Raw genomic sequence first — 12,191 nt, forward strand, 5'->3', positions numbered from 1 at the left:
GTGGCGGGAGAGGGCGAGGTGGTGGTGGAGGCGTGATGGTGCATGGCAGCAATGTGCTGCGGGGCCTTGCCCCGCCATGGTGCCTCACTGCATGGCGAGGCGACGGTCGCGGCAGAGGGGGAGTGGAGGGCGGCCGGCGGCGCTGCGAAAGGCCAGGCACGGCCCGCGGCACGCCAGGGCTCATGGATGGCCTGTCATTCATGGCCTTTCATTCATAGCCCTTTGCCTGTAGGCGAAACAGCCTGGCGTAGCGGCCGTTGGCGGCCATCAGGCTCGGGTGATCGCCCTGCTCGAGGACCTCGCCGTTGTCGATCACGAGGATCCAGTCGGCGGCCCGCACCGTCGAGAAACGGTGCGAGATCAGGATCGTCATGCGGTCGCGGCTGTGTTCGCGAAAGTCGGCATAGACGGCGGCCTCCGCCGCGGCGTCCATGGCCGCCGTGGGTTCGTCGAGCACCAGGATGTCGGCGCCCTCGCGCATGTAGGCCCGCGACAGGGCGATCTTCTGCCACTGGCCGCCGGAGAGCTCCTGGCCGCCCTTGAACCAGCGCCCCAGCTGGGTGTGGTAGCCCCCCGGCATCTCGGCGATGAAGTCGTCGGCCAGGCCGCGACGCGCCGCTTCCTTCCAGCGTGCCTCGTCGCTGAAGGCCTCGACGTCCCCGGCGCCGAGGTTCTCGCCCACCTTCATCTGGTAGCGCACGAAGTCCTGGAAGATCACCCCGATGCGCCGGCGCAGCGTCTGGACTTCCCAATCGCGCAGGTCGCTGCCATCGAGCAGGATGCGCCCCCGGGTCGGCTCATAGAGGCGCGTCAGCAGCTTGATCAGCGTGGTCTTGCCCGAGCCGTTGGCGCCCACCAGGGCGAGGCTACGGCCCGGCCGCAGGTGCAGCGAGATCCCCTCGAGGGCCGGCGTCGCGGTGCCCGGGTAGGTGAAGCTCACCGCCTCGAAGCGGATGCCGTCGCCCGGCATCGCGCCCTCGGTCAGCGTGCCGCACTCGGCCGGCACCGGCTGCTCGAGATACTCGTAGAGGTTCGACAGGTAGAGGTTGTCCTCGTACATGCCGCCGATCGCCGTCAGGCTCGCCGAGAGCGCCGCCTGGCCCTGCTTGAAGACCATCAGGTACATGGTCATCTCGCCTAGGGTCAGCGCGCCGGTCACGGTCTCGACCACCACCCAGGCGTAGGCGCCGTAGAAGGCCAGGGTGCCGAGCAGGCCGAGCAGGAAGCCCCAGGTCTCGCGACGCAGGGTCAGGCGTCGATCCTCGTCGTAGAGGGTGTCGAAGATCGTCCGGTAGCGATCCAGCAGCAGCGGCTCCAGGCCGAACAGCTTGACCTCCTTGATGCTGTCCTCGCGGGCCAGCACCGTCTCCAGGTACATCTGCATGCGGGTCTGCGGCGAGCGCCAGCGGAACAGCCGGAAGGCATCCCCCGAGAACTTGGCCTCCGAGACGAACACCGGCAGGGCGCCGATCACCAGCACCAGGATCGCCCAGGGCGAGAACTGCACCAGCAGCACGCCGAAGCTCGCCAGCGAGATGGCATTCTGGGCGAGGCCGAAGGTCTTGTTGACCAGGCCCAGCGGGCGCGTCGAGGCCTCGCGGCGGGCGCGGGTCAGCTTGTCGTAGAACTCGGAGTCTTCGAACTGCTCGAGTGACAGGGTGCCGGCCTTCTCGAGGATCATCACGTTGACCTTCTGGCCGAGCAGGGCGCGCAGCAGCGACTGCTGGGCCGCGAGGCCGCGCTGGGCCAGGGCGATCGTGGCGATCACCCCGGCTTCCGCCAGCACGTAGCGCAGCACCCCCCACCACTCGACGCGACCGGTGTCGCGATGCAGGGCCATCGCCGCGACCACGGCGTCGACGATCAGCTGGCCGATCCAGGCCGCCACCGCCGGCAGCACGCCGGCGACCAGGGTGCAGAGCGCGAGCCCCAGGGTCAGCGGGCGCGAGGTCTGCCAGACTAGCGCCAGGGCGCGATGGCTGTAGCGAAAGACGCCGACGAAGCTTGCGAGCATGCCGCCTTGGCGCGGCGCAGAGGGGGCGTGAGCGTGAGGTGAGGACAAGCGCGTGGCTCCTGGCAGTGAAGGGGGGGGGCCGTCAGACCAGCGGCGAGACCCGCCGAGGCTCTTCCTCGAGCAGCGCGGCCAGTCGGGTCAGTCCCTCGTCGAGCCGGGCGCGCTCGGCGGGCGGCGTCACGCAGAGGCGCACCGCCTGCGGGGCGGGCTGGCTGCCCACGCAGAAGGGATCGGCGCCGAGCAGGGTGACGCCGCGTTCGGCGGCGCGGGCCACCACGTCCACCGCCCGCCAGGGCTCGGGCAGGCGCAGCCAGGCATGGAAGCCGCAGGGGTGGGCGACGATCTCATGACCCTGGAGGCGCTCGGCGAGCAGTCGCTGGCGCGCGGCCACCTCCTGCCACTGCCATTCGATCAGGGGCGTGGCCTCGGCGCTGGTCAGCCAGTCGATGGCGGCGCGAGCCATCAGCTCCGGCATCGCCCAGCACTGGGCCCGCAGGGCGGCGGTGAGGCGCGGCATCAGGTTGGCGGGGGCCCGCAGGGCGCCCAGGCGCAGCCCCCCGGCGAGCAGCTTGGAGACGCTGAAGATATAGAGCGCGCGCTCCGGGGCCAGACGGTAGAAGGGCGTGCCTCGGGTCGCGGCGGTGACGAACTGCACGCCATCCTCGAGCAGCAGCAGGTCGTGGCGCCTGGCCACCGCGACGATGGCGTGGCGTCGTGCCTCGCCCATCCGCGCGCCGGTGGGATTGTTATGCTCGGGCATCAGGTAGAGCAGGCGGATGCGCTGCTGCTGGCAGAGGCGCTCCAGCGCCTCGGGCCGTATGCCTTCGGCATCCATCGGCACCGCCACGTGCTTGAGGCCCAGCTGGCGGCCGGTGGCGATCATGCCGGGGTAGGTGAGGGCCGCCGAGGCGACCGCCTCGCCGGGCTGCACCAGCGCCTGCAGGGCCAGGAAGTCGGCGTGCTGTCCCCCGGCGGTGAGGATCAGCTCCTCGGCGTTCATCGGCAGGCCCTGGCGGGTCAGCCAGCCGGCCAGCGCCTCGCGGCTGGCCAGGCTGCCCTGCTCGGATGAGTAGGCCAGGGCGGCCTCGACGGTGTGCGGGGACTGGCTCAGGCGCGACAGCACGATGGCGAGTTGCTCTGCCCGCCAGGGGTGGGGGATCGGGACGCTGAGCGACAGGTCGATGCTGCCCTCGGCGGCGTGGGAGAGGTGGTGGAAGCGCGGCGTGTCCATCGACGGCGAGCGCACCCGGGTGCCGCTGCCGACCCGGGCCTCGACCAGGCCGCGGCGCTCGGCCTCGCGATAGGCGCGGGTGATGGTGCCGACGGTCACCTTGAGTGCATCGGCAAGCAGGCGCTGGGGCGGCAGGCGCTCGCCGGGGGCGAGCGTGCCGGCGACGATATCGGCGGCCAGCTGATCGACCAGCGCTTGGTAGCGCGGGGTGTCGGCTCCCTCGAGGTCGGGCAGCCAGTGGCAGCGGGCGCGAGCCTGGGCCTGGATGTCCATGTGGCGTCTCTCCCTCGGGTAATGGCAAGGTCTTGGGTCATGCGGGTGATCCTGTCAGACAGCATCAGGGCGGCCGGATCGCTCGGGAATCGGACAATGTCGGGGTGACAAAGCCGACCTTGATCGGCAAAAGCGGCGGCGCATACTGAGATTGTGCGCGCGATGCTCGGCCTTGTCAGGCGGTTTGCGCCAAATTGTACCCCTACAATAGTCGGCGTTCGCCTCGATGCCGATTCGATGCCCGATTCACAGGAGCCCCCATGACCCTTGTGCTGCCCGAACTGCTCGCCCTGGTGGGTCCGATGATGCTGTTCGCGATCAGCATGTCCGCCACCCCCGGCCCCAACAACATGATGCTGACCGCTTCGGGCGCCAACTTCGGCTTCCTGCGCACCCTGCCGCACATGCTCGGCATCTCGATCGGCGTGATGGGGCTGATGGGGGCCGTGGCGCTGGGGCTCGGCACCCTGTTCGAGCAGTGGCCGCCGCTGCAGCAGGGGCTCAAGCTCATTGGCAGCGTCTATCTGCTGTGGCTCGCCTACCGGATCGCCACCGCGCCACCGCCGGACGGGGATCTCGCTGACGCTGGGGCCCGGCCGTTGACCTTCTGGCAGGCCGCCGTCTTCCAGTTCGCCAACCCCAAGGCCTGGGTGATGGCGATCTCGGGGATCGCCTCCTTCACGCTCTCTGGCGATGCCTTCCTGGCCTCGGCGGTGGTGGTGATCGCGGTGATGGGCATGACCAACCTGCCGTCGATCGCGCTCTGGGCGGGCTTCGGCGTGGCCGTTGGCCGGCTGATGACGACACGGCGCCACTGGCGAATCTTCAACGCGGTGATGGGCCTTCTGACCGCCGCCTGCGTGGTGATGATCCTGGGCTGAGCCGGGCCCGAAACGACGGCGCCCCGCACGAGGCGGGGCGCAGTAGGGGCAGCGGGTGGCGAGGCGCGATCAGCCCTCGTCGTCGTCCGCGACCGGCGGCTCGGTTCTGGCCACCACGGTACCGGTCTGGCCGCTCTCCAGGGCCGCCAGCATCGGCTCGGCCTGACGCTGGAAGGCCACCAGACGATCACCCTGCAGGCTCTGATTCTCCGGCAGCGAGACCTTCATGGCGTTCACCTGGCTGTTGTTGACCAGGACCTCATAGTGCAGGTGCGGTCCGGTGCTGCGCCCGGTGTTGCCGGAGAGCGCGATGCGCTCGCCCATGGTGACGCGCTGCCCGTTGCTGACTACCGGCTTGGAGAGGTGCAGGTAGCGAGTCTTGTAGCCGTTGTCGTGGCGGATCACCACGTAGCGGCCCGCCGCCGGATGGTTGCCCACCTTCTCGACGCGGCCGTTGGCCGGGGCCCGCACGGCGGTGCCGATCGGCATCGCGAAGTCGGTGCCCTTGTGGGGGCTGATGCGACCGGTGACCGGGTGGAGGCGGTTGGGATTGAAGTGCGAGCTCAGCCGGTAGCGCCCCTCGAAAGGATAGCGGTTGAAGGCCGGGTCGAGGCTTTCGCCTTCGGGAGTATAGAAGCGATTGTCGTCAGGGTTGCGCACGATGGTGAGGTTCATGCGCGCGCCCTCGTACTCCACCGCCAGGACACGCGGATCGAGGCTCTTGCCGTCGATGATGTCGGATTCCACCAGCACCTGGAAGCGATCGCCGCGACGGGTATCGCGGCGGAAGTCGAGTTTCTTCTCCAGTACCCGCGCGAGTTCCGAGACCTCGGCGCTGGTCAGGCCGGTGGCCTTGGCCGAGCGCGCGAAGCTGCCGCTGATGGTACCGGCGAAGAGTCGTTGGGTCGCTTCTCCGGCGCGCTCGATGGTGGCGACCTCGAAGGCGTCGTCCTGACGCTCGACCAGGTAGCCGTCGCGGGCGTTCTTCATCATTCGCAGGGCGAGCAGGTCGCCCTGCTCGTTCAGCTGGTATTCGAAATGGTCGCCGACCCGCCAGTGGGTCAACAGGCGCGGTTCTGGCAGGGTGTCGAGCAGGGCCATGACCTCGCTGTAGCCCATCTCGAGGTGCTGCTGGGCCATGATGGCGAAGGTGTCGCCGCTCTGGACGGTATAGGTCTGCCACTGCGGGACGAAGGTCTCGTTGGCGACGATCTCCTGCTCCAGGGCGATCGGGCCCTCGTCGAACAGCGCGAGCTCGTCCTCGGTGACGTCTTCGTAGGAGGTGGCGTCGGCCACCATGCCGTCCTCGAGCTCGAGCATGCCGGCGGCGATGGTGCCGATGACCACGGCCATGTGCTGGGCGCCCTCGTCGAGCCGCAGCGCGTCGCCTTCGATCGGCGCCTGGCCGGTTCGGGGGGAGGCGTTGCCTTGGGCGGGCATGGCCAGCGTCGCGGGGACTCCGGACTCGGTCCGGCTGGCCCGTGCGGCATCGATGAAGTCGATATCGACGACTTCCGAGGCGGTCAGGACGGAAATCGGCACGTGGCCGCGGGTGGCGTCCAGCGCCTGGTTGGCCTTCGCCAGGACGTCGCTCACCGCGTCGCGTTTGGTATTGAGCGAGGGCAGGCCGGGGCTGGCGTCGGCATCGAGAGGAACGAGAACGGTATCGGGCGTCTGTCGATCACGCTGAACATCTTCGAAGGTAGTGAGCACCTTCTGGGCTCCCAGCACGGTCACCATGGTGGCAACGGGTAACAGCAGCAGCTTATGGGTGCGGGGTAGCGAATGAAGGATTCGCATCATGGGAAAAAGGCCGTGACAGTTGAAGAAGGAGACGAAAAAATGGCCTTAGAACCATACTCGATGATGCATGAGATGCCTAGTCTGTATGAATATACAGAATCGCCCGCTCGATGCGCCAGGGCGGCGGTTATCGAGCGAGCGTCGGAGGGCGAACGCCGTTTTCTAAGCGTATTGAATAGCGTGACGCGGGGTTTTTCAACCCACGGGGCGCGATCAGTCGGTGAGAGTGCCGTCGCGGTAGTCCCTGAGCGCCTGTTCCAGCTCGGCCTGTCGGTTCATCACGAAGGGGCCATAGTGGGCAATCGGCTCGCCGTGCGGTTCGCCGGCCAGCAGCAGGGCCTGCCCGCCTTCGGCGCTGGTCAGCCTGAGCGCTTCCCCGCTGTCCAGCCGCGCGAGCTGCCCTTTTTCGATTCGGGTGCCGGCGACGTCCAGGCCGCCGGCGAAGACATAGACCAGCAGCGTGGTGGCGTGGTTTTCCAGCGCGAGTTCGCCGCCGGGCTCCAGCCGTGCGTGGGCGACGGCGCCCTGGCCGGCCAGCCGCGTCAGGGGGCCAGCGACGCTGTCACCGGCCAGCGTCTGCCAGTGTCCGCCCAAGGTCGTCAAGAAGGCATCGCTGCCCGCAAGCTCTGGCATCTCGTCGGCGCGCACGTCTCGGTAGGTAGCCTCGCTGAGCTTGTCCTCGGCCGCCAGGTTGAGCCACAGCTGGAAGGCGTGGAGCCCCTGGTGATCGGTCAGCGGCATCTCGGAATGGATAATGCCGCGGCCGGTGTGCATCCACTGGGCATCGCCGGCGTTGATGGTGCTCGAGTGGCCGAGGTGGTCCTCGTGGGTCAGGCCCCCATGGATCACGTAGGTCAGCGTCTGGATGCCTCGGTGGGGGTGGGGCGGGAAGCCACCGATATAGTCATCCGGCTGGTCGGAGGCCAGCTCATCGAGCATCAGGAAGGGATCCAGGCCACCGCCGAAGTCATGCAGGCGCTGGATCTTGACGCCATCGCCATCCTGGCTCGGCTGGGCGTTCACCAGGCGTGCTATCTGTCGTGTCGTTGAGGTGGGGGCCATGAATGTATCTCCGTTTATGCAGGATCGTGACTGGTATTTTAGGTCGGTTTTTTCGAAAATTAAGCGCAATATTTCGCTACTGATGTTCGAGGAAATCGAAATGTCACGTGTCACCCTCGCCCAATGGCAGATGCTGGCCGCCGTGGTCGACCATGGCGGCTTCGCGCGCGCCGCCGAGGCCATCCACAAGAGCCCCTCGACCCTCAACCATGCGGTGCACAAGCTGGAGCAGCAGCTCGGCGTGAAGGTGCTGGAGCCCGTGGGGCGTCAGGTGCGGCTGACCGAGGCCGGCGAGATGCTGCTGCGCCGCGCCCGCCAGCTGATCGAGAACGCCCATTCCCTGGAGGATGTGGCGACTCGGCTGGCCGAGGGCCTGGAGGCGGAGATCGTGCTGGCCATCGACCAGATCTTTCCCCCGGATGCCCTGGCCCGAGCGCTGGAGGCCTTCTCTGCGTCCTATCCCCACGTGCGGGTGCAGCTCCACGAGACGGTGCTCAACGGCGGCCTGGAGATGCTTCAGGACGGCCATGCCGACCTGCTGATCTCGGGCCTGGCCGCCAAGGGGTTCCTGGGCGAGCCGTTGGTGACCGTCGCCTTCGTCGCCGTGGCCCATCCCGACCACGCCCTGCATCGCCTGGGGCGGGTGCTGGACCTGCGCGACCTGGAGCAGCACCGGCAGCTCGTGGTGCGCGATTCCGCCCTGCGCCAGTCGCTGGATGCCGGCTGGCTGAAGGCCGAACAGCGCTGGACGGTGAGCCATCTGGATACCTCCATCGACATGCTCGAGCGCAACCTCGGCTTCGCCTGGGTGCCCGAGACGCGCATCGCCGATGCCCTGGAAACGGAGCGTCTGTCGCCGTTGCCGCTGGCGGCGGGAGGGCGGCGCGAGGTGCCGATCCAGCTCATTCATCGCGACCGGGATCGCGCCGGGCCGGCCACCCGCGCCATGGCCCGCCACCTGCAGGAGGCCGTCCAGGCCTGCGCACTCAGCGCGATCGGATGAAAAAATCGAATGGTTTGCCGGAAAAAGTGCGCTTGAGCTTCGATTTTATCGTCTTAAACTGAAGGCAAATCATTATGAACCGAGGAGGCCGAGATGGGGCTCTTGATCGACGGACAGTGGCACGACCAGTGGTACGACACCAAGAAGCACGGCGGGGAGTTCGTGCGGGAATCGGCGAAGCTGCGTGACTGGATCACCCCCGACGGCTCCCCGGGGCCGGATGGCCAGCCGGGGCTGCTGGCCGAGGCGGGTCGCTACCACCTCTATGTCTCCCTGGCCTGCCCCTGGGCGCATCGCGTGCTGATCATGCGGCGTCTCAAGGGCCTCGATGGGCTGATCGGCGTCTCCCACACCAGTCCGCTGATGCTCGATCAAGGCTGGAGCTATCATCGTGACGAGGGCTCCAGCGGTGATGCCGTCAACGGCGTCGATTATCATCGTGAGCTCTATATCCTCACCGACCCGTACTACACCGGCCGGGTGACCGTGCCGGCCCTGTGGGACAAGCAGCAGGACCGCATCGTCAACAACGAGTCGGCCGACCTGATGCGCATCCTCGACGGGGCCTTCGATGACCTGACCGGCAACCGGCTGGACCTCTACCCGGCGGATCTGCGCGAGACCATCGATGCCGTCAACGCCGAGGTGTACGACCACGTCAACAACGGCGTCTACAAGTCGGGCTTCGCCACCGAACAGGCCATCTACGAGAAGCACGTCGAGGCGCTGTTCGCGTCATTGGATCGCCTGGAATCGCGGCTCGCCGAGTGGCGCTACCTGGCCGGCGAATGGCTCACCGAGGCCGACATCCGCCTGTTCACCACCCTGGTGCGCTTCGATGCCGTCTATCACGGCCACTTCAAGTGCAACCTGCAGCGCATCGAGGACTACCCGAACCTCTCGAACTACCTGCGCGAGCTCTACCAGTGGCCGGGCATCAAGGAGACGGTCGACCTCGACCAGATCAAGCGCCACTACTATTACAGCCACGAGCACATCAACCCGACCCGCATCGTCCCGGCCGGCCCGCGCCTGAGCCTGGAGCGACCCCACGATCGCGAGCGCCTACCGGGCCAGGGGATCCGCGAGAAGGCTTAAGCGACAACCGGGCGGGTTCGCTCAGGGTGGTGATCTAGCGTGCCGGGGAGCGGCGCTGGGCCAGAGCGAAGCGGAGGTCTTTTTCCAGGGATGGAAAAAGTAGCGCCCAGGGAAGGGTTCACAGCGCCTCCGCGCAGCCTGTCGCCAGAAAGCCGCTCTCTAACGCTGCCGCGCCAGCCACCGGTCCAGGGCGTTGGCGAACTCGCGCCGGTCGGCGTCGGAGTAGCCGCTGGGGCCGCCGGTGTGCTCGCCGCTGGCGCGCAGGGTCTCCATGAAGTCCCGCATCTGTACCCGCGCGCGGATGTTGTTGGCATCCAGCGCCTCGCCGCGGGTGGTCATCACCCGCGCCTCGCGCTCGATGGCCTCCAGGGCCAGCGGCAGGTCCGAGGTGATCAGCAGGTCGCCCCGCTGAATGCGCTCGACGATCTCGTTGTCGGCGGCGTCGAAGCCCTGACTCACCGCGAGGCCCTTGACCCATTTCGAGGGCGGCAGCGGCACGGCGTGGTTGGCCACGAACCAGGTCGGCGTGGCGGTGCGCTCGGCGGCGCGGACGATGATCTCGCGCGCCGCCCGGGGGCAGGCGTCGGCATCGACCCAGAGGCTCGGCATGAAGGGCTCCTGAAGAGGTGGAACGAATAAGGCTGGTCAGCTCACTCAGACGATGGTAGCATGCGCGCTCCTCGCATGTGTTGACCCCACCATCATGACGACGCGACCTCCCCCTGACGGGCGAGGCAAGCGCCGAAGCGGGAAGCCCAGCCACGAGAGCTGCGCCTCACGCGTTCGAATTGTGTAGATGGAGCGCCACCGAGATCCGCCACCCGGGCGAGATCGGCGCCAACGGTCGCCACAGCGGCTCATGCGGCCATCGACTGCGATGGCATGGGCCGAATGCCAGGTGCGACCGGCGTCCCCGACTCCGATTTACGCTCTGCTCCGCCGCCTTCGGGCCGACGGTCGGCAGGGTGCCTTGATGGCTTTACCGCGTCAGGGGCGCCACCGATGTTACTTGCCGGCGATGCCGGCCTATTAAGGTGTGATTCATGACCTCGACTTCTGTCGTCTCGCCGAGCTTCGGCGAACTGGCCCTGCTGCCTGCCGTTCTTTCTGCTGTCGAATCCCAGGGTTATACGACCCCGTCGCCGATCCAGGCGCAGACCATTCCCGCGCTGCTGGAAGGCCGCGACATGCTGGGCCAGGCCCAGACCGGCACCGGCAAGACCGCTGCCTTCGCCCTGCCGCTGCTGTCCCGCCTCGAGCTGACGCGCCGTGAGCCCCAGGTGCTGGTGATGGCGCCGACCCGTGAGCTGGCCCAGCAGGTGGCCGTGTCCTTCAGCAAGTACGGACAGAACCTCAAGGGCCTGGAAGTCGCCACCCTGTGTGGTGGCCAGGAATACCGTGAGCAGCTCTCCGCGCTGCGTCGTGGCGCCCAGGTGGTGGTGGGCACCCCCGGCCGCATCATCGATCACCTGGATCGTGGCAGCCTCAAGCTCGACGGTCTGAGCGCCCTGGTGCTCGACGAGGCCGACGAGATGCTGCGCATGGGCTTCATCGACGACGTCAAGCGCGTGGTCGCGGATACCCCGAAGAATGCCCAGCGGGTCTTCTTCTCCGCCACCCTGCCGGCCGAGATCGAGCGCATCGTCAATCGCTACCTGGTGGATCCGGTCAAGGTGGCCATCGAGTCCAAGACCGGCACCGCGGCCAGCATCGAGCAGCGCATGGTGCGGGTCGACGGCGGTGCCAAGCAGGAGGCGCTGGCACGCATCCTCGAGGTCGAGCCCGTCGATGGCGCCATCGTCTTCGTGCGTACCCGAGCCGCCTGTACCACCCTGATGGAGCAGCTCTCCGCTCGTGGCATGAGCGTCGCCAGCCTGTCGGGTGATCTGGACCAGAGCCTGCGCGAGCGCACCATCCAGCGCCTCAAGCGCGGCAAGGTCGACGTGCTGATCGCCACCGACGTGGCCGCCCGTGGCCTCGACGTGCCGCGCATCACCCACATCATCAACTACGACCTGCCGCAGGACGGCGAGGCCTATACCCACCGCATCGGGCGTACCGGCCGCGCCGGCCGTACCGGGATCGCGATCACCTTCGTCGGCTTCCGCGAAGGCCGCAAGGTGGGCTGGCTCGAACAGGCCACCGGCCAGAAGATGAGCGAGATGGCGGTGCCCGACGAGGTCGCCATTCGCGCCCATCGCGACGAGATGTTCCACCAGCGCGTGGTCGCCGCCCTGACCGCCGGTGCCGACGAGCAGCGTGCGCTGATCGAGCGCCTGGTCGAAGAGGGGCACGACCCCATCGAGCTGGCCTGCGCCTTCTCCCGCATGGCGCGTGCCGACGAGCCGCCCATTGGTCGCCTGCAGGCGCCCCGCGCCGAGCGCAACAACGACAGCAACGCGCGTGATGCCAAGCCGAAGCGTCGCGACAGCGCGCCGCGCGAGGGCATGACCCGCTATCGCGTCGCCGTCGGCCACCAGGACGGCGTCAAGCCGGGTCAGCTGGTCGGGGCACTCGCCAACGAAGGCGGCATCGAGGGCAACCGGATCGGCCGTATCGACATCCGCACCGCCTTCTCGGTGGTCGAGCTGCCGACCTCACTGCCGGAGAGCATCCTGACCAAGATGGCCCGGGCTCGCGTCGCCGGTCGTCCGTTGGAGATCAGCGAAGACAAGGGCGCACCCGAGCGTGCACCGCGTCGTCGTCGTGACGACGAGGGTCCGGTGAAGCGTCGCGAACGGGCCTGAGCCCCGCCAACGTCGCCGCCCGGGGGAGCACCCGGACGGTCGGCGTCAGTGACCATGGCAGGCCGGGGATCCCCCCGGC

9 protein-coding genes are annotated in these 12,191 nt (G+C 68.1%); 4 read left to right on the forward strand and 5 right to left on the reverse strand.

Annotated elements, in window-relative coordinates; genetic code table 11:
• Positions 1 to 208: 208 nt before the first annotated feature.
• Together FEI13_RS06040 and FEI13_RS06045 are read right to left on the reverse strand one after the other, a co-directional pair.
• Complete coding sequence (locus FEI13_RS06040) at positions 209 to 2,014, reverse strand: ABC transporter ATP-binding protein (RefSeq protein WP_138180521.1); 1,806 nt, start codon at positions 2,012 to 2,014, stop codon at positions 209 to 211.
• Positions 2,015 to 2,096: 82 nt separating this feature from the next.
• Complete coding sequence (locus tag FEI13_RS06045) at positions 2,097 to 3,518, reverse strand: aminotransferase-like domain-containing protein (RefSeq protein WP_138180395.1); 1,422 nt, start codon at positions 3,516 to 3,518, stop codon at positions 2,097 to 2,099.
• 260 nt (positions 3,519 to 3,778) lie between these two features.
• On the opposite strand from FEI13_RS06045, the gene FEI13_RS06050 reads away from it, so the two are divergent.
• On the forward strand, positions 3,779 to 4,399 hold the full coding sequence (locus tag FEI13_RS06050) for a LysE family translocator (protein WP_138180397.1): 621 nt from the start codon (positions 3,779 to 3,781) through the stop codon (positions 4,397 to 4,399).
• A gap of 69 nt (positions 4,400 to 4,468) precedes the next feature.
• On the opposite strand, the gene FEI13_RS06055 is transcribed toward FEI13_RS06050, so the two are convergent.
• Together FEI13_RS06055 and FEI13_RS06060 are read right to left on the reverse strand one after the other, a co-directional pair.
• Entirely contained in the window at positions 4,469 to 6,202 is a 1,734-nt protein-coding gene (locus tag FEI13_RS06055) for a peptidoglycan DD-metalloendopeptidase family protein (RefSeq protein WP_138180399.1), read from the reverse strand.
• Between the two features lie 213 nt (positions 6,203 to 6,415).
• Positions 6,416 to 7,264: a pirin family protein gene (locus FEI13_RS06060; RefSeq protein ID WP_138180401.1), complete on the reverse strand. Its 849-nt coding sequence runs from the start codon at positions 7,262 to 7,264 to the stop codon at positions 6,416 to 6,418.
• A gap of 100 nt (positions 7,265 to 7,364) precedes the next feature.
• On the opposite strand from FEI13_RS06060, the gene FEI13_RS06065 reads away from it, so the two are divergent.
• Together FEI13_RS06065 and FEI13_RS06070 are read left to right on the forward strand one after the other, a co-directional pair.
• On the forward strand, positions 7,365 to 8,267 hold the full coding sequence (locus tag FEI13_RS06065; RefSeq protein ID WP_138180403.1) for a LysR family transcriptional regulator: 903 nt from the start codon (positions 7,365 to 7,367) through the stop codon (positions 8,265 to 8,267).
• Positions 8,268 to 8,360: 93 nt separating this feature from the next.
• The gene (locus FEI13_RS06070; RefSeq protein WP_138180405.1) at positions 8,361 to 9,365 is read left to right on the forward strand and encodes a glutathione S-transferase family protein; all 1,005 of its coding nucleotides are present in this window, start codon (positions 8,361 to 8,363) and stop codon (positions 9,363 to 9,365) included.
• A 159-nt stretch (positions 9,366 to 9,524) separates the two neighbouring features.
• Here FEI13_RS06070 and FEI13_RS06075 read toward each other — a convergent pair whose 3' ends face one another.
• Complete coding sequence (locus FEI13_RS06075; protein ID WP_138180407.1) at positions 9,525 to 9,974, reverse strand: YaiI/YqxD family protein; 450 nt, start codon at positions 9,972 to 9,974, stop codon at positions 9,525 to 9,527.
• Between the two features lie 434 nt (positions 9,975 to 10,408).
• On the opposite strand from FEI13_RS06075, the gene FEI13_RS06080 reads away from it, so the two are divergent.
• Positions 10,409 to 12,112, forward strand: coding sequence for a DEAD/DEAH box helicase (locus FEI13_RS06080; protein ID WP_138180409.1), 1,704 nt, complete (start codon positions 10,409 to 10,411; stop codon positions 12,110 to 12,112).
• The last annotated feature ends 79 nt before the right edge of the window (positions 12,113 to 12,191 follow it).

Source organism: Halomonas urmiana (assembly GCF_005780185.1).
Taxonomy (GTDB): Bacteria; Pseudomonadota; Gammaproteobacteria; order Pseudomonadales; family Halomonadaceae; genus Halomonas; species Halomonas urmiana.

Bases quoted from the DNA above. Each gene is read 5' to 3' on its own strand.
- FEI13_RS06040 (WP_138180521.1), bottom strand. From the start codon at position 2,014: ATGCTCGCAAGCTTCGTCGGCGTCTTTCGCTACAGCCATCGCGCCCTG.
- FEI13_RS06045 (WP_138180395.1), bottom strand. From the start codon at position 3,518: ATGGACATCCAGGCCCAGGCTCGCGCCCGCTGCCACTGGCTGCCCGAC.
- FEI13_RS06050 (WP_138180397.1), top strand. From the start codon at position 3,779: ATGACCCTTGTGCTGCCCGAACTGCTCGCCCTGGTGGGTCCGATGATG.
- FEI13_RS06055 (WP_138180399.1), bottom strand. From the start codon at position 6,202: ATGATGCGAATCCTTCATTCGCTACCCCGCACCCATAAGCTGCTGCTG.
- FEI13_RS06060 (WP_138180401.1), bottom strand. From the start codon at position 7,264: ATGGCCCCCACCTCAACGACACGACAGATAGCACGCCTGGTGAACGCC.
- FEI13_RS06065 (WP_138180403.1), top strand. From the start codon at position 7,365: ATGTCACGTGTCACCCTCGCCCAATGGCAGATGCTGGCCGCCGTGGTC.
- FEI13_RS06070 (WP_138180405.1), top strand. From the start codon at position 8,361: ATGGGGCTCTTGATCGACGGACAGTGGCACGACCAGTGGTACGACACC.
- FEI13_RS06075 (WP_138180407.1), bottom strand. From the start codon at position 9,974: ATGCCGAGCCTCTGGGTCGATGCCGACGCCTGCCCCCGGGCGGCGCGC.
- FEI13_RS06080 (WP_138180409.1), top strand. From the start codon at position 10,409: ATGACCTCGACTTCTGTCGTCTCGCCGAGCTTCGGCGAACTGGCCCTG.